This is a genomic window from Micromonospora sp. NPDC049151, assembly GCF_040648395.1.
Taxonomy (GTDB): domain Bacteria; phylum Actinomycetota; class Actinomycetes; order Mycobacteriales; family Micromonosporaceae; genus Micromonospora.
Genome location: NZ_JBEZDP010000012.1, coordinates 59,899 through 80,986, shown reverse-complemented (window position 1 = coordinate 80,986; position 21,088 = coordinate 59,899). Strand labels below are relative to the sequence as shown.

The 21,088-nt window shown below is 74.9% G+C and carries 18 protein-coding genes; 4 read left to right on the top strand and 14 right to left on the bottom strand.

Features of this window, described 5'->3' with window-relative positions:
* The first annotated feature begins 169 nt into the window (after positions 1 to 169).
* Positions 170 to 1,195: a LacI family DNA-binding transcriptional regulator gene (locus tag AB0B20_RS16155; protein ID WP_357388761.1), complete on the top strand. Its 1,026-nt coding sequence runs from the start codon at positions 170 to 172 to the stop codon at positions 1,193 to 1,195.
* 15 nt (positions 1,196 to 1,210) lie between these two features.
* Here the strand turns inward: AB0B20_RS16155 and AB0B20_RS16150 are convergent, their stop codons facing one another.
* The 8 genes from AB0B20_RS16150 to AB0B20_RS16115 all read right to left on the bottom strand — a co-directional run bounded on the left by AB0B20_RS16150 (position 1,211) and on the right by AB0B20_RS16115 (position 10,181).
* On the bottom strand, positions 1,211 to 2,491 hold the full coding sequence (locus AB0B20_RS16150) for a D-alanyl-D-alanine carboxypeptidase (RefSeq protein WP_357471386.1): 1,281 nt from the start codon (positions 2,489 to 2,491) through the stop codon (positions 1,211 to 1,213).
* 96 nt (positions 2,492 to 2,587) lie between these two features.
* A complete protein-coding gene (locus tag AB0B20_RS16145; protein ID WP_357388765.1) occupies positions 2,588 to 3,310 on the bottom strand; it encodes a polysaccharide deacetylase family protein in 723 nt (240 codons plus the stop codon).
* A complete protein-coding gene (locus tag AB0B20_RS16140) occupies positions 3,307 to 4,470 on the bottom strand; it encodes a glycosyltransferase (protein ID WP_357471383.1) in 1,164 nt (387 codons plus the stop codon). Before AB0B20_RS16140 ends, AB0B20_RS16145 begins: the two co-directional genes overlap by 4 nt.
* Positions 4,471 to 4,519: 49 nt before the next feature.
* Positions 4,520 to 5,803: a serine hydrolase gene (locus AB0B20_RS16135; protein WP_357471380.1), complete on the bottom strand. Its 1,284-nt coding sequence runs from the start codon at positions 5,801 to 5,803 to the stop codon at positions 4,520 to 4,522.
* Positions 5,804 to 5,903: 100 nt separating this feature from the next.
* Complete coding sequence (locus tag AB0B20_RS16130) at positions 5,904 to 6,320, bottom strand: protein-tyrosine phosphatase family protein (protein ID WP_357388771.1); 417 nt, start codon at positions 6,318 to 6,320, stop codon at positions 5,904 to 5,906.
* 98 nt (positions 6,321 to 6,418) lie between these two features.
* Positions 6,419 to 7,039 (bottom strand): hypothetical protein, encoded by a 621-nt coding sequence (locus tag AB0B20_RS16125; RefSeq protein WP_357388773.1) that lies wholly within the window; start codon positions 7,037 to 7,039, stop codon positions 6,419 to 6,421.
* A gap of 13 nt (positions 7,040 to 7,052) precedes the next feature.
* Positions 7,053 to 8,837: a DUF4012 domain-containing protein gene (locus AB0B20_RS16120; protein ID WP_357471376.1), complete on the bottom strand. Its 1,785-nt coding sequence runs from the start codon at positions 8,835 to 8,837 to the stop codon at positions 7,053 to 7,055.
* A 102-nt stretch (positions 8,838 to 8,939) separates the two neighbouring features.
* A complete protein-coding gene (locus AB0B20_RS16115; protein WP_357471373.1) occupies positions 8,940 to 10,181 on the bottom strand; it encodes a glycosyltransferase family 4 protein in 1,242 nt (413 codons plus the stop codon).
* 123 nt (positions 10,182 to 10,304) lie between these two features.
* On the opposite strand from AB0B20_RS16115, the gene AB0B20_RS16110 reads away from it, so the two are divergent.
* Positions 10,305 to 10,886: a low molecular weight phosphatase family protein gene (locus AB0B20_RS16110; protein ID WP_357471370.1), complete on the top strand. Its 582-nt coding sequence runs from the start codon at positions 10,305 to 10,307 to the stop codon at positions 10,884 to 10,886.
* Here the strand turns inward: AB0B20_RS16110 and AB0B20_RS16105 are convergent.
* Entirely contained in the window at positions 10,867 to 12,312 is a 1,446-nt protein-coding gene (locus AB0B20_RS16105) for a polysaccharide biosynthesis tyrosine autokinase (RefSeq protein WP_357471367.1), read from the bottom strand. The genes AB0B20_RS16110 and AB0B20_RS16105 overlap by 20 nt on opposite strands.
* A 184-nt stretch (positions 12,313 to 12,496) precedes the next feature.
* Between AB0B20_RS16105 and AB0B20_RS16100 the strand changes: the two genes are divergently transcribed.
* Together AB0B20_RS16100 and nhaA are read left to right on the top strand one after the other, a co-directional pair.
* Positions 12,497 to 14,344, top strand: a complete 1,848-nt coding sequence (locus AB0B20_RS16100) for a nucleoside-diphosphate sugar epimerase/dehydratase (RefSeq protein ID WP_357471364.1) — start codon at positions 12,497 to 12,499, stop codon at positions 14,342 to 14,344.
* Positions 14,345 to 14,508: 164 nt separating this feature from the next.
* Positions 14,509 to 15,810, top strand: a complete 1,302-nt coding sequence (nhaA, locus tag AB0B20_RS16095; RefSeq protein ID WP_357471359.1) for a Na+/H+ antiporter NhaA — start codon at positions 14,509 to 14,511, stop codon at positions 15,808 to 15,810.
* Between the two features lie 51 nt (positions 15,811 to 15,861).
* Here the strand turns inward: nhaA and AB0B20_RS16090 are convergent, their stop codons facing one another.
* The 5 genes from AB0B20_RS16090 to egtA form a co-directional block, all read right to left on the bottom strand.
* Positions 15,862 to 16,449, bottom strand: coding sequence for a TMEM165/GDT1 family protein (locus AB0B20_RS16090; RefSeq protein ID WP_357391227.1), 588 nt, complete (start codon positions 16,447 to 16,449; stop codon positions 15,862 to 15,864).
* A gap of 226 nt (positions 16,450 to 16,675) precedes the next feature.
* Positions 16,676 to 17,641 (bottom strand): L-histidine N(alpha)-methyltransferase, encoded by a 966-nt coding sequence (egtD, locus tag AB0B20_RS16085; protein WP_357471356.1) that lies wholly within the window; start codon positions 17,639 to 17,641, stop codon positions 16,676 to 16,678.
* Between the two features lie 32 nt (positions 17,642 to 17,673).
* Complete coding sequence (gene egtC / locus AB0B20_RS16080; RefSeq protein WP_357471353.1) at positions 17,674 to 18,420, bottom strand: ergothioneine biosynthesis protein EgtC; 747 nt, start codon at positions 18,418 to 18,420, stop codon at positions 17,674 to 17,676.
* Positions 18,421 to 18,429: 9 nt separating this feature from the next.
* Positions 18,430 to 19,737: an ergothioneine biosynthesis protein EgtB gene (gene egtB / locus AB0B20_RS16075; protein WP_357471350.1), complete on the bottom strand. Its 1,308-nt coding sequence runs from the start codon at positions 19,735 to 19,737 to the stop codon at positions 18,430 to 18,432.
* Positions 19,734 to 20,969, bottom strand: a complete 1,236-nt coding sequence (egtA, locus tag AB0B20_RS16070; RefSeq protein ID WP_357471346.1) for an ergothioneine biosynthesis glutamate--cysteine ligase EgtA — start codon at positions 20,967 to 20,969, stop codon at positions 19,734 to 19,736. Before egtA ends, egtB begins: the two co-directional genes overlap by 4 nt.
* Between the last annotated feature and the right edge of the window lie 119 nt (positions 20,970 to 21,088).

Sequence of the window (21,088 nt, the reverse complement as noted above, 5' to 3'; positions counted from 1 at the left end):
TGGACGGCGAGCCGGCGGAAGATGACTGGCGCGTTTCCGGAACGTTTCCGCAACTCGTGCGAACGCTAGGGCCGGTCCGGCCTGTCGTCAAGCCCTCGCCGTACGGCAAGATGTGCGTGGGGCGGGACGGTCTACCGGTCGGTTCCGGCAGCCGGCGAAGGGAACACGGGTGAGCGCGGACGACGAGCGCAGGGTGACCATCACCGCTATCGCACGGGAGGCCGGCGTCTCGGTGCCGACCGTGTCGCGGGTGCTCAACGGGCGTTCCGACGTCGCGCCGGACACCCGGGAGCGGGTCGAGGAGCTGCTGCGCCACCACGGCTACCGGCGTCGCGGCAGCCGTACGGTGCGCCGGGCGGACCTGGTCGACCTGGTCTTCAACGACCTGGACAGCCCATGGGCCGTGGAGATCATCCGCGGTGTGGAGGACGTCAGCCATGCCGCCGGGGTGGGCACCGTCGTCTCGGCGATCCACCGCGAGTCCAGCTCCACCCGGCAGTGGCTGCACAACCTGCGCGCCCGCGCGTCCGACGGCGTGATCGTGGTGACCTCGCACCTGAGCCCCGCCGTGCAGGCCCAGCTGCGGCGCCTCAACGTGCCGGTGGTGGTGGTCGACCCGGCCGCCGGCGTGGCCGCCACCGACGTGCCGGCGATCGGCGCCACCAACTGGACCGGCGGCCTGGCCGCCACCGAGCACCTGCTCAAGCTCGGCCACCGCCGGATCGGTTTCGTGGCCGGCCCGCCGCACCTGCTGTGCAGCCGGGCCCGGCTGGACGGCTACCGGGCCGCCCTGGCCGCCGCCGGGGTCACCGCCGACGACCGGCTGGTGCAGCCCGGCGACTTCTACCACGCCTCCGGGTTCACCGCCGGTGGCGCGCTGCTCGACCTCGACGACCCGCCCACCGCCATCTTCGCCGCCAGCGACCAGATGGCCTTCGGGGTGTACGAGGCGGTACGCCGCCGCGGGCTGCGGGTCTGCGACGACGTGAGCGTGGTGGGCTTCGACGACCTGCCCGAGGCGCGGTGGGCCTCACCGCCGCTGACCACAGTGCGCCAGCCGCTGGTGGAGATGGGCCGGCTCGCCGCCCGCACGGTGCTGCGGCTGGCCCAGGGCGAGGAGATCGACTCGCCCCGCGTCGAGCTGGCCACCGAACTCGTGGTGCGGGACAGCACCGCCGGGCCCGCCTGCCGCTGATCCGGGCCGCCGCTTTCAGTCCTGTTCCGGAATTTCCGGCTCCCGCAGCGGCGTCCCGGTCGACATGGCGACGGCTGCGGCGTTGCGGCGACGCCGGGCCAGCAGCAGCGCTCCCCCGGCCGTCAGCACCGCGCCCACCGCCACCGTCACACCCGTGCCGGGCCGTGGTCCGGGTGCCGCCCCGCCGCCGCGCAGGCCGGCGTGCCCGGCCAGGGCCGAGGCCGCCCCGCCCGCCGGTGGCGCGGACCGGTCCAGCTCCCCCGGCTCGACCAGCCGTCCGACCGACGCGTCACGCGGCTGCGCGAAACCCCAGTCCAGCAGCGCCGCGCCCTGCTGCCAGCCGCGCTGGGTGGTCACCTCGGCGCCGAGCAGCGTCACCACGAGGCGCCGCCCGCCGCGCTCGGCCGCACCGACGTACGTGTGCCGGGCCAGGTCGGTGAAGCCGGTCTTGCCCCCGAGGGCGCCCGGATAGTGGTCCAGCAGCATGTTGTCGTTGGAGATGGCGAACCCCTTCGCCCGCTGCGCCGGCTGGGCCGGGATCTGCGCCGACCGGGTGGTGTCGTAGCGCCGGAACGCCGGGTCGGCGAAGCACGCCCGCGCGATGAGCGCCAGGTCGTACGCGCTGGTGAACTGCCCCGGCCCGTCCAGCCCGGACGGGGTGACCGCGTGCGTCTGCCGGGCGCCGAGCCGGTGCGCCTCCTCGTTCATCGCCCGGATCCCGCCGGCCGGCCCGTCCGGGCCGCCCCCGAGGCGGGCGAGCGCGTTCGCCGCCTCGTTGCCGGAGCGCAGCAGCAGGCCGAGCCAGATCGTCTCGATCCGGTAGCGCCCGCCCTCGACCAGCCCGACAGTCGAGCTGCCCGGCTCGACGGCCAGGTCCCCGGCGGTCACCGTCACCTCCCGGTTCGGGTCCAGCCGGGGCAGCATCGTGGCGGCCAGCAGCAGCTTCTGCACGCTCGCGGGCACCCCGTACTCGTGCGGGCCGCAGCCGCCGAGCACCGCGCCGCTGTCCAGGTCGGCGACCACCCAGGAGGTGGCGGTCACCGCCGGCGGCGCGGTCGACGCGGGCGGGACGACCAGCCCGGCGGTGTCCAGCGCGGGGCCGCCGACGGCCCGCGCGGCCGGGTCGGGCGCCGGCGGCGGCTGCGGCGGCCGGGTCGCCGGGGCCGGCACGTTCGGGCAGGGCGGCGCGGACGGCAGCCGGCGTACCGGCGTGCGGACGGCGGCCACCGCGGGCGTCGCCGACGCCGGCAGCAGCAGGGCGGCGGCCAGCGCCACGAAGGATCCCCAGGTCCTCATGACCCGCACGCTAGCCACGCCGACCCGAACGGGTCACCGGCTCGGGGATTCGGGCCCCGGCACTGTCGCCACCGGGTAGGCTCGCCCGCTCGACGATCAGCGCGCGCGGAGCCCGTGGCCGGCCAGCGGGCCGACGTGCCAGCCCCGGCGGCGGCACTCGGCGAGCACGCGCGGAAGGGCGGCCAGACCGGCCCGCCAGGCGCCCGGCGCGGCCGTGCGGGAGGAGTCGTGCAGCAGGATCGTGCCGCCCTCGTCCAGCCCGGCCAGGACGGTGTCCGCGACGGTGTCGGCGGTGGCGGTGGCGGTCCAGTCCCGGCCCCAGCAGCTCCACAGCACCGGCCGCAGGCGCAGCCGCCGGGCGGCCACGAGCGCGGCGGTGGTGAGCACGCCGTACGGCGGTCGCAGGAACCGGGGGGCACGGCCGGTCACGTCGGCGACCAGGGCGTACGCGCGGGTCAGGTCGCTGACGGTGCGGGCGGGGCCGCGCAGCAGCAGGTTGTCGTGCGTCCAGCCGTGCACGGCGATCTCGTGGCCGTCGCCGGCGACCCGGCGGCCCAGCGCCGGATGGCGGCGCAGCATCGCGCCGAGCACGAAGAACGTGGCACGGACCCGGTGCGCCGCCAGCACGTCCAGGACGTGGCCGGTGGATTCCGGATCCGGGCCGTCGTCGAAGGTCAGCGCGACCCGGCCGGGCGCCCCGAGCCCGTGCAGCCCGGGCAGCAGCCGCCGCCGCACGGCGGGCAGCGCCGTCACCGCCGGTGCCGCCTGCAACGCCGGCAGCGCCAGCGCGGCGGCCCGGGCGAGGGTGGCCGGTCTCAACGCAGGCCCCCGGTGGACTGCAGCAGCGCGGCGAGGACGGCCACCGCGTCGCCGACCGGATCGAGCAGCGGGCGGCGCGTACCGGCCGGGCCGGCGGGCGGCGCCCGGCGGGCCGCCTCGGCGACCAGTCCGGCCGGGTCCTCGGACACGTCGTCACGGGGCGGGGCCACCGGTCCGGTCCCGATCACCGCCGCGAGCACCGGCCCGAGCTGCTGCGGTGTGCCGGCCCACCGGCTCAGGCCGGCGCGGGCCAGGATCGCCGCGTTCGCGCGTCCGTGCCCGGCGATGGGCCGGTACGTGACCACCGGCAGCCCGGCCGCCAGCGCCTCCTGGCAGGTCAGTCCGCCCGCGTTCTCCACCAGGACGTCGACGGCGCGCATCAGCGCCGGCATGTCGTCCACCCAGCCCAGCACGTGCCGGCCGGCACCGCGCAGCCGGTGGCGCAGCGCCGCGTTGTGCCCGCACACCACCACCGGCCGCACGCCCGCCGCGGCGACCTCGGCCACCGTGGCCGCCACCTCGCCGGCCCCCCAGGCGCCCGCGACGACGAGCGCGAGCACCTCGTCGGCCGGGAGGCCGAACCGCTGCCGGGCCCGCCGCCGGTCCTCCGGGCCGGGCCGGGCGAAGGCGCGGGACACCAGCGGCTGGACCCGAGTGACGTCGGCGGCGCAGTTCTCGTCCGTCTCGGCGTGGCGGACCGCGCAGTACACGTCCACGCCCGGCGCGAGCCAGGTCGGGTGCACCACGAAATCAGTCACATAGGTGATCAGAGGGACACGGAGCCGCCCGCGGCGCCGCAGCGGCCCGAGGAGCTGGTTGGCGAACGGATAGGTGGTGACCACGGCCCGCGTGTCGGGTGGGATGCGGCGGCGCAGGCGGTGGCGGAACGGCCGCAGCAGCGCGCGGATCCCGCGCACGGCGGTCCGCGAGCTGCCGGTGAGCCGGAACAGCGCGTGGTAACCCCAGGGAAGCTGGTGCAGCACCCTGCGGTAGGTCTCGCGTACCGCCCGGTGCGCCGGGCGGGGCAGCAGGTGCAGGAGGTTCAGCCGGTCCACCGCGAAACCCCGCGCACGCAGCCGGTGCGCCAGTTCGTCGGCGGCCCGGTCGTGTCCGGCACCGATGTCCGCCGAGACCACCACGATCCGGCCCGGGTGCTCCATGCCGGGCGCATACCCGCGGAATCGGTGTCCACGCGGCCCGGTGGCCGGGTCAGGCGCGGCGGCGCCCGCGTCGGCCGGCCCGGGCGCGACGGGCGGCGAGGACCGCCACCACCCCGCCGACCGCCAGCGCCAGCAGGCCGGCGGCCGGCACGATCACCCGCCAGTCCCCGTCGCCGATGCGGCGCAGCGCCGTACCGCCCGGCCCGCGCCAGGGCTCGCCGGGGGTACGGGTGGGCTCGGCGGCCGGCGCCGGCCCGGGTCGCGCCGCCTCGGCGGCCGGTCCGCCCGGTTCGACCAGGCGGCCGACCGAGGCGTCCCGGGGCAGCCGGAAGCCCCAGTCGAGCAGTTGGGCGCCCTGCTGCCAGCCGCGTACCGGGCGGGCCTCGGCCCCGAGCAGCGTCACCACGAGGCGGCGACCGTCGCGCTGCGCGGCGCCGACGTAGCTGTGCCGGGCCAGCTCGGTGAAGCCGGTCTTGCCGCCGAGCGCGCCGGGATAGCGGTAGACGAGCTGGTTCTCGTTCTGGATCTGGAACCCGCCCTTCTTCAGCGCGGGCTGGGCCGGGATCTGCGTGCGCTCGGTGAGCGCGTACCGGCGGAACGCGGCGTCGGCGAAGCAGGCACGCGCGATGAGCGCCAGGTCGTACGCGGTGGTGAACTGGCCGGGACCGTCCAGGCCGGACGGGGTGACCGCGTGCGTCTGCCCGGCGCCGAGCCGGCGGGCTTCGGCGTTCATCTCGGCGACGCCGGCCTGCGCGCTGCCCGCGCCGAGGCGGGCCAGCATGTTCGCGGCGTCGTTGCCGGACTGGAGCAGCAGGCCCAGCCACAGCGTCGCCACGCTGTAGCGGCCGCCGACGAGCAGGCCGACGGCCGAGCTGCCCGGCTCGATGTCCAGGTCGTCCCGGGTCGCCACGGCCACCTGCTTCGGGTCCAGCCGGCTCAGCATGGTGGCGGCCAGCAGCAGTTTCTGGGTGCTCGCCGGGGTGCCGGGAACGTGTGCGCCGCACGCGCCGAGGACCGCGCCGGTGTCCAGGTCGGCCACGAGCCAGGTGGTCGCGGTGACCGCCGGGGGTGCAGGGCTGCCGGGTGGCACGACGAGGCCGGTGCCGGCCAGCGCCTCGCCGCCCACCGCCGCCTGTTCGGGTGTCGTGGCCGGCGTTGTCGGGCGGGGCGGCCGGCTGACCTTCGGCGCGGGCAGGCGCGGGCAGGGCGCCGCGGGTGCGGGCGCGGCGGCCGGGGCGGCGGGTGTGGTGGCCGGGGCGGCGGCGGCCGGGGCGGGTGCCCCGGTGGTGAGCAGGGTGACGGCGGTGGCGACGGCCAGGGCCCGGGCTCTCATGAGAAGGCACCCTACCGAGCCGGATGATCAGGTCCGGACGCCTCACCGGTGTCGTGACGCCGCGCCGATCGGGCGCTGCCGGTGGGTGACCGGCCGGGTGTCAGCGCACGCCGCGCAGCCACCACCGCTGCCACGGCGTCTCCACCGCGCGCCGGTGATAGTGGGACCGGACCCAGGCCACCGCCCGCGCGGGCGGCAGCCCGTCCAGCACGGCCAACGCGGCGAGCGCGGTGCCGGTCCGCCCGATGCCGCCGTGACAGGCCACCTCGACCCGTTCGCCCGCGTACGCGCGCCGCCACGCCTCGCGCAGCGCGTCGAGGGCGTCGGCGCGGTCGGCCGGGATCCAGAAGTCGGGCCAGCGGACCCGCCGGACCGGCCACTCCGGCTCGGGACCGGGCGCCAGCAGCAGGGCGAAGTCGGCGGGCGAACCGGGCTCGGCGACCCGGCGCCCGCGTACGGTGGCGCCCCCGGGCAGCGTGAGCAGGCCGGCCTGGTCGGTCCACGGTGTCGCGTCCATGGCTCATTGTGTCGTGTCGCCCGGACACGTGAGTGCCCGCCGGACGAGGTCCGGCGGGCACTCACGATCGAGCCGGGTCGTCCCCGGCGCGCCTCGGATCAGCCGAGGCGACGGCGACGCCAGGCCATCGAGGCCAGCAGCAGCACCGCACCGGCGGCGGCCAGGCCACCACCGAGCTTCAGCGGCGTGCCGATGCTGTCACCGGTGACCGGCAGGCCGCCCTTGTGCGGCGGCCGGGTCGGCTTTGGCGGACAGACGGTGCCGGTGGCGCTGGCGATCCGGCCGGACGTCAGACCGGTGGCGGTGAACGTGTACCGACCCGGCTGGGTCGGCCGGTAGGTGACGGTGAAGTTGCCGCTGGCGTCGGCCGTCACGGTGAACGTGGTCGGCGCGGGCTGCGGCTGGGCGCGGTTGGGCGTGTAGGCGACGGGCGCCATCGCCACCGTGCTGCCGTCGCTGCGTCGCGCGGTGCCCTCGGCCGGGGCGGCCACGGGCAGGCCCGAGATCGCCACGTCGATGCGAACCGTCTCATTCGGCGCGAAGTTCGAACCCTGCAGGGTGAACTTCTCGCCGAGGCAGGCGGCCAGCGGCGACACGGTCAGCGAGGCGACTTCCGGCGGGTAGACCGGAGGCTGCGGCTGCGCCGCCCCGGCCGCGGTCGGCACGGCCGCTACGGCCAGGCCCACCGTGAGCGCCATGATGATGCGGGATAGCCGCATGATGGTTTCCCTCCTACTGTTCACAGCTTGGTGCGTTGACTACTTGGGTGGTCCATGGGGTGACGGTGGGCGTGTGCACCAGCTCGGCCGTCCCGGCGCCGGTCTTGCCGGTGAGCACCGTGACGTCGAGCGTCCGGGTCTGCCCGGGGCCGGCCTCGACCTTCGCCACCGCCACCTGGCGGCGGCCGTCGGTGCCGCTGCCCATCGCGGTGTCCCGGCCGTCGAGCCGCCCGGTGAGGACGGCGCCCCCGGTGGGCGTGTGCACGGAGACGAACGTGCGTGCGTTGTACTTGTCGCCGGACAGGGCCAGCCCGGTGACCGACTTGCTCAGGCCCGACTTCGGGGCGGTGGAGTGCACCGTGACCTTCAGCCGCAGCTCGCGGCGCCCGTCCGGCTGGCATTCGCCGACCGTCACGGTGGCCGAGAACCTGAGGTAGTAACCGAGCTTCGCGCCGCTGCCGTCGTTGAGGAACACGCCGACAGTCGGCACGGTGTCCTTCTCCGGAAGTTGACCGGCCAGCCGGCTGCCGGCCAGTGCGCGCTGTTCCTCAGATCGGACACTCCAGAACAATATCCGACGTTCGTTGATTGAACGGATAAAAACGGTCAAAAGCGCACGCGGGTCGATCGTCTTGGTGAACAGGGTGTCGAAGACACCCGAGGCCGCCTTGGTGAAGTACTCGTCCTGGTCCTTCGTGCCCAGGTCCCGGTACGAGTCACTGAGGAGCGTGCGGACGGCGGTGGCGGGGGCGAGTGCCGGCCCGTCCGACACGTTGACCGGGCCCACGACGCCGAGCAGGTAGGACAGGACCACCGGGTCCACCGCCAGCACACCGTCCACAGTCGTGCCGGTCCGGCGGCGCACCATGTCCCGGTAGAGCGCGGCGGCGGCCGGGAAGTCCGGGTTGAGGTTCACGTCCGCCGGATAGATGCCCGGCAGATCGCCCCAAAGCCGCTTCGCCTCCGCGTCGACCTTCAGTGGCGGGTCGAAGAACCGCAGGTCGGAAGAACTGCCCTGCTTCACGAGGCGGATCCGCCCACCCTCGGCACGCAGGACTGCGTACGCGCCGAACATGCCGCCCGTGGCGCGCAGCTCGGCCGGGTTCTGCGAGACCAGCAGATAGCTGCGCGGCCCGTCCGCGCCGAGCAGTGGCGGCAGCAGCCGCGCCCCGCGATCAGCCGCCGAGGTCAGCTCGCCGAGCTGGTCCAGCTCCGCCCGCAGCGCGGTGACCGCGTCGCGTACCTGCGTCACGAGGTCGCCGGTGGGCACCTTCCGCAGCCGGTCGGCGGTCCGGCGTACGGCCTGGTCGGCGGCGGAGACCTCGGCCGAGACGGCGCGCAGGCGGGCCAGGTCCAGCTTGCCCTGCTTCGGCACCAGCGAGGCGAGGTCGACGCGCAGCAGCGTGGGGAACGCGAGCCGGGCCAGGTCGTCCACCGCCACCGAGATCTGCCGTACCGCGGCGAGGTTGTCCCCCGCGTACGGGGTCTGCTGGCCGACCCACCACACCGGATCCCCGGTCTCGCCGCGCGCGGCGGCGGCCTGTTCCTGCAACGCGGCGAGCGTGCGCTGGGCCCGGGCCACGTCGCCATCGAGCACCTGGGCGCTGAGCTCCCTGGCCAGCCCGGCGGCGTTCACCAGGTGGGCGCGGGCCTGCCAGCCCCGGAACGCGACCCAGCCGCCGGCGCTGAGCAGCACCGACACGACGACCAGCCCGGTCAGCAGGATCCGGCGGACCCGGGCGCGCCGGCGCCGTCGCGAGCGGCGCCGCCGGCCGGGCGTGGCACCAGGTCCGGTCACGGATTCCCCCTACGTGTCGGTCGAATCGGACACAATTCGCGATCGAGTGCTTTTTAGCACAGGAAAGTGCATGTTCGAGGCGATATTCAACACTCTGACGATTTATCGGCTGTGTGCGAGCTTTGTTCGGTTCGACGTCCGCTCGGCCGCCTCGTGCAGCAGCGCCTCGATCCGGTCCACACCGGCCCGCATCGACATGTCCCGCAGGTACGCGTCGCGGCCCCGCCTGCCCATGTCGAGCCGGGCGGCCGGCGGGATGGCGGCGGCCAGCCAGAAGCGGTCGGCCAGCGCCGCCCAGTCCTCCGGTGGGCAGGACAGGCCGGCGCGGGCCCGCTCCACCACCTCGGCCGTCTCCCCCGCGGCGGAGGCGACCACCGGCGCGGCGCAGGAGAGCGCGGCCTGGAGCTTGCCGGGCACCCGGCCACGCAGCTCCGGCAGGTCGCGCTGGGCCACGAGCTGGTAGTCGGCGGCGGCGTAGAGCTGCGGCATGTCCACAGCGGACCGCCGCTCCAGGAACCGGACGTTGTCCGCGCCGAGATCGGCGGCGAGCCCTCGCACCCGCCGCTCCTGCGGACCCGAGCCGACGAGCACCAGGTCCATCCGGTCGCCGAGGGCCGCCGCCGCGCGGACCGCCGTCTCCAGATCCTGGCGCGCGCCGATCGTCCCGGCGTGCATCACCACGCAGCGGTCGTCCCGGCGGACCAGCCGCCGCACGGCCGGACCGGCCTGGGTGGGCCGGAAGACACGCTCGTCGGTCCAGTTCGGCGCGGTGCGCACCCGGCCCGGGTCGGCCCCGCCGGCACGGACCAGATCCGCCATGGACGGCGAACCGACAGCCACCACTGCCGCCTCCCGGTAGAGGCGGCGGGTGGCGGCCTCCAGCCGCGCCGGCCACCCGCTGTCCCCCTCCGCGCGCCCGTCCCGCTCGGTCCACACGTCCTGCACGTGCAGGACTGTCGGCGTGCGGCCGAGCAGCCGTCGCAGCCCGGTGGCGGCAAACGTGACCGCCGGGTGGCCGTAGACGTAGAGCACGTCGACGTCGCGCAGCAGGCCCCGGCCGGCGAGCGCGGCGCTGCCGGCGAAGGACAGCCAGCTCGCGGTGCGGGCACGGGCGGAACCGTCGCCCGCGGCGTACCGGGGCACCCGGCGCACGGTCAGCCGCTCGCTGTGCGTCTGGTGCCGCCAGCGCTGTCGCCAGCCGGGATAGACGTGGCCGCCGGGGTAGTCCGGGAACCCGGTGAGCACCCGTACCTCGTGGCCCCGGGCCACCAGTTCCTCGGCCAGGCTGCCCGGGACGAACGCCGGCTCCGGCGGGAAGTGGTAGGTGAGGATGCCGACCCTCATGGCCGCGCTCCCGGCGCGGCTTTCCGGACGGCCGGGCGCCGCACCGCGTACCATTCCCGCATCCCCTCTGCGTCCGGCCGCGACTGCCGGAAGAACGCCGTCGCGGCACCCTCCGTCGCGACAATGCCGACGAGAGGGGTGCAGATGGTCGACGAGGTGCTCTTCGTCTGCCACGCGAACATGTGCCGGTCACCGATGGCGGAGTTCATCGCCCGCCGGATGCTGACCGGCCTGCCGTTGGCGGTGACCAGCGCGGGGACCGACGCGATCGACGGGGCGGCCATGCACCCGTACGCGGTCGAGGTCACCGCGCGCGACGGCGCGGACCCGGCGGCCTTCCGCACCCGCCGGCTGCGCCCGGAGCACCTGACCGGTGCGGCGCTGGTGCTGACCGCGACCCGCCGACAACGCTCGGCCTGTACCGCGCTGGCCCCGGCCGTGCTGGCCCGGACGTTCACGCTGCGGCAGTTCGCCCGGCTGGCGGCCGAGGCCCGCCCCGCCGAGGCGGAGGCGATGGCGGGCACGCCGTTGCGGGCGGCGGTGTCGGCGGCCGTCCGCGCCCGGGGGCGGCTGCAACCCGCCGCCCCCGACGCGGAGGACCTGCGCGATCCGATCGGCGGCTCGCCGGCCGACTTCCGGCGGTGCGCCGAGCAGATCGAGCTGTCGATCCGGCCCGTGCTCGCGCTCATCGCGACAGCCGGGTGAGTTCCTGCGTCCGGTCGCCCACGGGCTTCGCGCCCCGGCGGGTGCCGGCCCGGTCGGCCGGTACGGAGGGCGTCGCGGGCACGACCACCTTGTACGCCTCGTACTGGTAGGCGTCCGCCTTGCCCACCTTGGCCATGTTCAGCACGCAGCCGAGCAGGCGCACCGAGACCGAGCTGAGCGCGTGCGCCGCCGCGGCGACCTGGCTGCGGGAGGTACGCCCCTGCTGGGTGATCAGGAGCGCGCCGTCGGCCTGCACCGCCACCACCACACCGTCGGTGACGGCCAGCAGCGGAGCGGTGTCGATGACCACGATGTCCGCCGAGTCCCGCAGCGCGACCAGCAGGTCCGCCATGGACTTGGAGCCGAGCAGCTCGCTCGGGTTGGGCGGGGTGGCGCCGCTGGGCAGGACCAGCAGCGACTTCTCCCCCCAGCGCTGCACCACGTCACCGACCTGCACGTCGCCGACGAGCACGTCGGTGAGGCCGACGCCGCCGTCGAGCCCGAGGTAGTCGGCGACCTTGGGGCGGCGCAGGTCGGCGTCGATCAGCAACACCCGCCAGCCCGCCTCGGCGAGCGCGATGGCGGTGTTGCAGGCCATCGTGGTCTTGCCCTCGCCCTGAAGCGCGCTGGTCACCGCGATCACCCGGGCCGGCTCGTGCACGTCCACGAAGCGCAGGTTGGTGCGCAGCTTGCGGACCGCCTCGGCGCGGGCCGAGGTGGCCGCGTCACCGACGATGAGCGGCGCCGACCGCGCGCCGGTCTCGTACGGGATCTCGCCGAGCAGCGGACTGCCGGTCACCCGTTGCAGGCCGGCGCCGTCGCGCATCCGGACGTCGGCCAGCCCGCGCAGCACGGCCAGGCCGGCGCCGAGCAGCAGGCCCAGCACACCACCGAGGACCAGGTTGCGGGTGGGCTGCGGCGAGACCGGGCTGGAGGTGACGCGAGGTCCGCTCACCACCTCGATGTTGATCGGCGGGGCCTTGCCGTCCGGTGGCGTCTCGACCTTGCGTACCAGCTCGGTGAACTTCGTCGCGAGCGTCTCGGTGGTCTTCAGCGCCCGGGTCTGGTCGGTGTCGGTGATCGTCGCCTTGAGCAGGACCGTGCCGGTCGTGGTGGCGGTGCTGATCCGGCTGCGCACCTGGTCGGCGGTGAGGCCGAGCGGCGCGTCGGCGACCACGTTCTGCGCCAGCCGGTCGCTGGTGAGCAGGTCACCGTAGGACTTCACCCGCTGCTGGAGGAAGAGGCTGCCCTGGTAGGCGTCGGTGACCCCCTGGCTGGGCGTGGTGACGAAGAACGTCACCGAGGCCTCGTACTGAGGCGCCGTCCGGACCGTCACCAGCGCGGCGGTGCCCAGACCGAGCATCACGGTCACCAGCACGATCCACCAGTGGCGTCGGACCAGGCGCAGGTAGCCGAGAACATCCATCACGCTCCCCCTCGCGACACGCCGGTCTGCCGATGAAACTGCACGAAAGCCCCCTAAAAACCCCAGTCGCCATGCCAGGATCGAATCGCCTATTCACGACGTTACGTGACTGGACGACATTAAACGACCGAACAGACACAGACGGTCTAATCCTTTCAATACGGATAGGACGCAGAGGCAGCCCATGGATCGTGACGCGATCACCGCCGCACAACCGTCCGGCCGGATCACCCACCGCGCCGCCACCTCCTCCCTGTTAACGCTGGACACGGCCGCGTGGTGCGGAGGTTTTCTCGGCGCCGCCTGGACCCGGTACGAGTTCGACCTCACCGCCGCCGTCAGCGTCCGCACCCTCGGCCTGGCGCTTGCCTGCGCGGCGTTGTACGCAGTGCTCACGCTGCTGCGGTTCCGGATCTACGGCAGGTATCCGATCGGCAGCGCCGGCGACGCGCAGGGCGTGGCCGTCACCGTCGCGCTCGTCGCGGCCGCCGGCTTCGCCACCGTGCTGCCGTGGACGCCGCACCCGGTCCCGGCCAGCACGCCGCTGGTCGGCGGCGCGGTGGCGCTCGTGGTGATGGCGACCGCCCGTAGCCTCTGGCGGGCCCACGCCGACCGCCGGCCGACCGCCGCGCGACACGCCGAACGCTGCCTGGTCTACGGGGTGGACGCGGCGAGCGAGCGGCTGGTCCGGGTGCTGCTGCAGGACCCGGACAGTAGCTACCGGCCGGTGGGACTGCTCGACGACGCGCCCGACAGCCGCGGTCTGCGGCTGGAGGGGTTGCGCGTGCTCGGCGGCCGAAAGCAGATCGCCGCCGCCGTCCGGGCCACCCGGGCGAGCACTGTCATCTTCTCGATGAGCGGCTCCGACCCGCGGCTGCTGCGCGACGTGCGCACCCGCACGCTGGAGGCCGGGGCGGCGTTCAAGGTCCTGCCGCCGGTGCGCGAGGTGCTCGACCGTCCGGTGGCCGCCACCGACGTACGCGACCTCCAGCTCACCGATCTGCTGGGCCGCGCGCACCGCGTGGCCGAGCTGAGCGTGGAACGCGGCGGGCTGGCCGGCCGCCGCGTGCTCGTCACGGGCGCGGGCGGCTCGATCGGCTCGGAACTGTGCCGGCAGATCGCCCGCTGCGAGCCCGACGAGCTGATGATGCTCGACCGCGACGAGTCCGCGTTGCACGCGCTGCAGATGTCCCTGCACGGGCGCGCGCTGCTGGACGGCCCGGAGCTGATCCTGGCCGACATCCGCGACGCCGAGGGCATCGCCCGGGTGGTCGCCGACCGGCAGCCCGACGTGGTGTTCCACGCCGCGGCGCTGAAGCACCTCACCCTGCTCCAGCGCCACCCCGGCGAGGCGATCAAGAGCAACATCCTGGGTACGCTCAACGTGCTGGAGGCGTGCCGGGACGTCGCCGAGTTCGTGAACATCTCCACCGACAAGGCGGCCAACCCGACGAGCGTCCTCGGCTACTCCAAACGGATCACCGAGCGGCTGACCGCGTACCACGCGCAGCGGCTCGACGGCAGATACCTGAGCGTCCGCTTCGGCAACGTGCTGAGCAGCCGCGGTTCGGTGCTCACCGCGTTCCAAGCGCAGATCCGGGCCGGTGTGCCGATCACCGTCACCCACCCGGAGGTCACCAGATACTTCATGACCGTCCAGGAGGCGGTGCAGCTGGTGCTCCAGGCCGCGACGATCGGCCGGGGCGGCGAGGCGCTGGTGCTCGACATGGGCGAGCCGGTCCGGATCGCCGACGTGGCACGCCGGCTGGCCGCCGAGGCGGGCGGGCCGGTGGAGATCGTCTTCACCGGCCTGCGCCCGGGCGAGAAGCTGCACGAGCACCTGTTCGGCGCCGACGAGGTGGACAGCCGTCCGCTGCACCCGTTGATCTCCCACGTCGCGGTGCCCGCGCTGGACCCGGACGAGGTGCGCGGGCTGGACCCGTACGCCGACCCGGAGGAGCTGGTCAAGCGGATGGCCGCCTTCTGCGAGCCGGCCGGTGTGTCCCTGCCGGCGCTGCCCGGGCAACGCTGACCCGGCGGCCGATGGGACGCCGTACCCAGGAGGTGGGATCGGCGTCCCATCGGCCGGAGAGCGGCTCGCCGGCGGTGGCGGACGCCCGATAGGGTTGGTCCCGGTGTGCCGGGAAGCCTGGTCGGCGATGACTCCGCCGACCCCAGCTTCCGAACGGATCCCGCATGCGCCAGCACACCCCGCACCGCCCCCGCCTGCTGTCCCGCCGTTCCTGGCCGGAGGCCCGCTTCCTGGCCGACGTGCTGCGCACCGAGACGGTCGGTGGCGGCCTGCTGCTGCTCGGCGCGGTGCTCGCCCTGGTCTGGGCCAACTCGCCGTGGCGGGCCGGGTACGCCGAACTGAGCCACTGGGTGCCCTGGCCCGGCGGCGCCGGGCTGCACCTGGACCTCGACCTGCGCACCTGGGCCGCCGACGGGCTGCTGGCGATCTTCTTCTTCGTGGTCGGTCTGGAGCTCAAGCGCGAGTTCGTCGCCGGTGACCTGCGTGACCCCCGCCGGGCCGCGTTGCCGGTGATCGCCGCGCTCGGCGGCATGGTCGCGCCCGCGCTGATCTACCTGGCGGTGACGCTCAGCGCCGGCGGCACCGGCCTGCGCGGCTGGGCCATCCCCACCGCCACCGACATCGCCTTCGCACTCGCCGTGCTCGCCGTGGTCAGCTCCCACCTGCCGCAGGGGCTGCGCGCCTTCCTGCTCACCCTCGCCGTGGTCGACGACCTCTTCGCGATCACCATCATCGCGATCTTCTACACCGACGCGTTCCACCCGTTGCCGCTGCTCGCCGCGCTGCTGCCGATCGCCGCGTTCGGGCTGCTCGTGCAGAAGCGGCGGACCTGGTGGTGGGCGCTGATCCCGCTCGCGGTGACCGCCTGGGCGCTGGTGCACGCCTCCGGTGTGCACGCCACAGTGGCGGGCGTGCTGCTCGGGTTCACCGTGCCGGTGCTGCGCGGGCGCGACGGCGCACCCGGGCTGGCCGAGCGGCTGGAGCACCGCTGGCGGCCCGTCTCCGCCGGCCTGGCCGTACCGGTCTTCGCCTTCTTCGCCGCCGGGGTGACGCTGGTCGGGGTGGATGTGGGCGGCGTGCTCACCAGCCCGGTGGTGCTCGCGGTCGCCGCCGGGCTGGTGCTCGGCAAGGTGATCGGCGTGTTCGGGTCGACGTACCTGCTCGCCCGGTTCACCCGGGCCGAACTGGACGAGGAGATCACCTGGGCCGACCTGGCCGGGCTCGCGCTGCTGGCCGGCATCGGCTTCACCGTGTCGCTGCTCATCGGCGAGCTGGCGTTCGGCCCCGGCAGCCCGGAGGAGGACGGCGTCAAGGTGGCGGTGCTGCTCGGCTCGCTCACCTCCGCCCTGCTGGCCTCGGTGGTGCTGGTCCGCCGCAACCGGGCCTACCGGCGGATCAGTGAGCGCGAGAGCCGGGACGCCGACGGTGACGGCGTACCGGACGTCTACCAGCAGGGCCCGGCCTGACGACGCCGGCCGCCGTTCCCGCAGCGGGAACGGCGGCCGGCGTCGCTGCGGTCAGTTCAGCTCGGCGACCGCCTCGAAGATCAGCCACAGGCCGCAGATGGCGAACAGCACCGCCGCGCCGTAGCGGATGGTCCGCTCCGGCAGGTGCCGGCCGAGCATCCGGCCCACCAGGATCGCCAGCGCGTCCGCGGCGACCATGCCGAGTGTCGAGCCGAGCCAGGTGCCGAACCAGCCGTACTTGGTGGCCAGCGTGATGGTGGCGAGCATTGTCTTGTCGCCCAGCTCGGCCAGGAAGAACGCCACACCGACGGCGATGACGGCGGACTTGCCGCCGCGCTCGGCCTTGCGCTTCTCCTCCTCGGTCAGCTTGTCGCCGCGCAGCGTCCAGGCGCCGAAGCCGAGGAACGCCACACCGGCGATGAGCGAGATCCACCCGGTGGGCAGGGCGGCGCCCAGGCCGTACCCGATGGCCACCGAGGCCAGGTGGACGACGGCGGTGGCGATCGTGATGCCGATGAGCACCGGCACCGGCTTGAACCGCGTGGCGAACGTCAGCGCCATGAGCTGGGACTTGTCGCCCAGCTCGGCCACGAAGATGACGCCGAAGCTGACCACCAGCGCGACGAGGAAACCCTCCATGTGAACCTTCCCGATCAAGCCGGGAGGAGGAACGGGGGCGCCCTCGACCCGGCTGCGACAGCCTGAGTCGAAGGTCTCGCCCGCCCCGGGGACCGGGGCCGCGTGGCCGGGTGCGGAACGCACCAGTGTGTCGACCACGACATTGGGGGCTACTCCCCTTCGCGCCGACCAGCCTAGCCGATCACCGGCCCGGCCGGTCACCGGGTGTGGTCGGCCACCCCGAGCCTCAGTCGGCCCGGGCCAGGCTCACCCCGAACAACCCGTCCGGATCGGTCCAGAACGCCCGCCTGTCGAACCCGGCGGCGGTCAGCTCGGCGACGATCCCCTCCGGCCGGAACTTCGCCGACACCTCGGTCCGCAGCTCCTCACCGGCGGCGAACACCACATCGGTGTCCAGGACCCGCACCCGGGTCGGGTGCTCGGCGCGCAACCGCATCTCGATCCACTCCCGCTCGGGATCCCAGACGGCCACGTGGCGGAACGCGTCGACGTCGAAGTCCGCACCCAGCTCGCGGTTGATCACCCGGAGCACGTTGCGGTTGAACTCGGCGGTCACACCCGCCGCGTCGTCGTAGGCGGGCACGATCACGCCCGGGTCCTTGACCAGGTCGGTGCCGACCAGCAGCCAGTCGCCGGTCTCCAGCGCCGCGCGCATCGCGGTGAGGAACCCGGCCCGCTCCGCCGGCAGCAGGTTGCCGATCGTGCCGCCGAGGAACGCCACCAGGCGCCGGCCGCCGGTGGGCAGCCGGTCCAGGTGGCGGGTGAAGTCGCCGACGATCCCCCGGACCCGCAGCCCCGGGTACGCGGCGGCGATCTGCTCGGTGGACGACCGCAACGCGCTCACCGACACGTCCAGCGGCACGAAGGTGCCCAGGTCGCCGTGGCGGGTGAACGCGTCCAGCAGCAGCCGGGTCTTCTCCGACGAGCCCGAACCCAGCTCGATCAGCGTCTTCGCGCCGGTCATGGTGGCCACGTCGTCGGCGTGCGCGGCCAGCACCGCCCGCTCGGCCCGGGTCGGGTAGTACTCCGGCAGGCGGGTGATCTCCTCGAACAGCTCGCTGCCCCGGGCGTCGTAGAACCACTTCGGCGGCAGCCACTTCGGCGTCGCGGCCAGCCCGACCCGTACGTCCTCCCGCAGACCACGGTCGAGGTCCTGCTGCTCCAGGTGGATCTCCAGCGGCTCCGCGCTCATCGAGTGTCCTCTCTTGCGGTGGGTACGGATCGTCAGGCGGCGGTCGTCTCCCGCACGTCGAGCCCGCCCGTGGTCGCCACCACGAGCCGGCCGTCCGGCACGGCCCGCCAGGCCGGGTCGTCGTCGAACGGTTCGGATGCCAGCAGCACCGAGCCCGGGCCGCGGCGCACCGACAGCGCGTGCCCGGCCGTGTTCGCCACCACTGTCGTACCGTCGGTGAGCAGCAGGTTCAGCCGCGAGCCGGGAGCGGCGGCGGTGACCGCCGCGACGGTGTCGGCCACCGCCGCGTCCGGCGGGGCGCCGGCGCGCAGCCGGTGCCGGACCAGCGCCCACAGCAACGCCGAGTCGGTCGGCACGTCCAGGGTGATCAGGTCGCGGACGGGCAGGCCGGCGGCGAGCGGGACCAGGCTGTCCGGCCAGCCCCGCACCACGCCGTTGTGGCTGAACAGCCACCGCCCCTCGGCGAAGGGTGCGGCGGCGGTCTCGTGCAGCGGCATCCCGACGGTGGCGGAGCGGACGGCGGCCAGCACCGCCCGCACCCGCGTCACGGCGGCCAGCTCCGGCAGCGTGGTGTCGCTCCACATCGGCTGCGCCCGCCGGTAGCGGACCGGGTCGCCGTCGTCCGGGTACCAGGCGACGCCGAAGCCGTCGGCGTTTATCGTGCCGCCGCCGCGCATGTCACGCGGCGCCCACGACTGGCGCAGCAGCCCGTACGGCGGGTCGGACAGCAGGCTGCGCAGGAGCACCGGTGGACCGAGGTACGCGAGGTGACGGCACATCGGGCCGGCTCACTCCTCCGGGCCGGCGTCACGGGCGCAGCGGAACCCGCTGAAGATCTGCCGCCGGATCGGGTAGTCCCAGTTGCGGAACGTGCCCCGGCAGGCGGCCCGGTCGGTGCCGAACGAGCCGCCCCGCAGCACCCGGTGGTCGTCGCCGAAGAAGACCTCCGAGTACTCCCGGTAGGGGAACGCGGTGAAGCCCGGGTGCCCCCGGAACGGCGAGGAGGTCCACTCCCACACGTCGCCGACGAGCTGGTGCACGCCCAGCGGCGAGGAGCCGCCCGGGTACGCGCCCACCGGCGCCGGCCACAGGTGCCGCTGGCCCAGGTTGGCGTGCTCGCCGGTCGGGTCCTCGTCACCCCACGGGTAGCGGCGGGACCGGCCGGTCGCCGGATCCCAGCGGGCCGCCTTCTCCCACTCCGCCTCCGTGGGCAGCCGCTTGCCGGCCCACGCCGCGTACGCCTGTGCCTCGTACCAGCAGACGTGCACCACCGGCTCGTCGTCGCGTACCGCCGACCAGCGGCCGAACCGGCGGTACGCCCAGCCGTCCCCGTCGCGCCGCCAGTGCATCGGCGCGCTCAGGCCCGCCTCGACGCGGTGCCGCCAGCCGGCCTCGCTCCACCAGCGTGGCTCGTCGTACCCGCCGTCGGCGATGAACGCCCGGTACTGGCCGTTCGTCACCGGCGCGGCGTCGATGAGGTACGCGGGCAGGTCGACGGTGTGCGCCGGGCGCTCGTTGTCCAGCGCCCACGGGTCGGTGGAGGTGCCCATGGTGAACGGGCCGGCCGGCACCCGTACCTCCCCGCCGACCCGGGCCCGGGGCTCCGGCGGGGGCGGCGCGTCCAGCACCGGGGCGCCGGCGCGCAGCTGGTGGGTGGCGAGCATGGTCTCGTCGTGCTGCTGCTCGTGCTGCAGGATCATGCCGAACGCGAACCCGTCGGCGACGAGGGGACGCTCGGTGAAGCGGATGCCGTCGAGCAGGTCGAACACCTTGTCCCGGACCGTCCGCACGTAGGCGCGGGCCTCGGCGGGCGGCAGCAGCGGCAGCGCCGGCCGGTCCTTGCGGGGCTGCTTGAACGCGTCGTAGAGGTCGTCGATGTCGTGGCGCACCGGGTCACGGCCGCCGACGTCGCGGACCAGCCACAGCTCCTCCTGGTTGCCGACGTGCGCCAGGTCCCAGACCAGCGGCGACATCAGCGTGGAGTGCTGCCGGACCAGGTCGTCGTCGTCCACCGCGTCGGTCAGCAGGGCGGTACGGGCCCGGGTCCGCTCCAGCTCCGCGGCGATCCGGTCGCGTAGTCGCTCGGTGGTGGTCACCGGTGTCCCCTCTCCGCGGCGGCGCGGCGCCGCCGGATCGCTCGATCGGTCTCGTCGTGGATGCCGTCCGGCAGGCCGAGCCGGGGCAGGGCCGTCAGGGCCAGGTCGAACAGCGCCGCCGCGGCGCTCGCCAGGGGACGCTCGGCCAGCCCGCACCGGGCCGCCGCGTGCCACCTGTCGGCGACCGGACCGGCCACGGCGAGCGCGTCCCGGGTGGTGGCCGGGTCGGCGAAGAGCGCCGCCAGCACCGCCAGCGGCACCGTCCACTCCGGGCCGGGCTGGGTGTCCAGGTAGCGCAGCTCCAGGTAGCCGCGCGGGCGTACCGGCGGGAACAGCGTGCTCAGGTGGTATTCCAGGTCGTCGGTGGTGGGCGGGCGGGGCAGCGCGCCGGCCAGCCAGTCGGCGAACGTGACACCGGGCGGCGCGGTCCAGTCCGGGCCGTCGCCGCGTACGCACAGCAGCGGCGCGGCGAGCGCGTACCCGGTCCAGGCCGTCACCGGCTCCTCGTCGGCGTGCCGCGGCGACCACACCGGCCTGGTCCGGGCCGGGTCGATGGCCAGCCAGGTTGCCATCCGGGCGGACGCCCAGCCGGTGCGGCGGCCGGCATGCCGGTCGGCGGTGGCGAACGCGGCGAGCAGCGGCGGGCCGACGGCGTGCGCGGCGGCCCAGCGCTGCGCCAGGTGCTGCGGCTCGCCCGCGTCCAGGCAGACCTGGAGGCCGGCGGTGCTGTACATCATCGCCCGTCCGGCCGGGCCGCGACGGTCGAAGGCCCGGCGCATGGCCCGGTAGCGGGGGGTCTCCACGACGGGCCGGGGCAGGCGCCAGGGGTCCATCCCGCTGCGGCCGAGCACCAGGCCGGCGGCGTCCAGCCGGGCCCGCAGCTCGGCGACGTCGGCCTCGGTGGCCAGGATGAGCGCGGCGACCGACGAGCGCGGCATCGCGGAGATCTCCACCTGCCCGCCGGGCTCCACGGTCACGGCGCCGCCGCGCCGGAGCTCGCCGGCCGGGCTGGTGGGGTCGAGGGTCACGGGGCTGTGCCGCCCCAGCGCCTCGCGTAGTCGCTCGCGGTCGACCGGCCGAGCCGGGTCCGCGGCGTCGTGCACTGTCCATTCCAGTTCGACGCCGACGAGTGCGGGTGGACCGGTCTTGAAGCAGATCCGGGCGAGGTGGCCCCGGGCCGCTTCCTCGCCCCCCAGGACGACTGCCCGGTCCAGGTCCGGTGACATCACCATGGGACGGCTCCTCCTCGGCGGTGGGCGGCCACGTCGTCGCGGCGGGCCCGGCCGGGACGGCACGGGACGCCGTCCCACCATCCTCTGTCTAACAGATGAGATCCGCTTGCCCAGGGAGA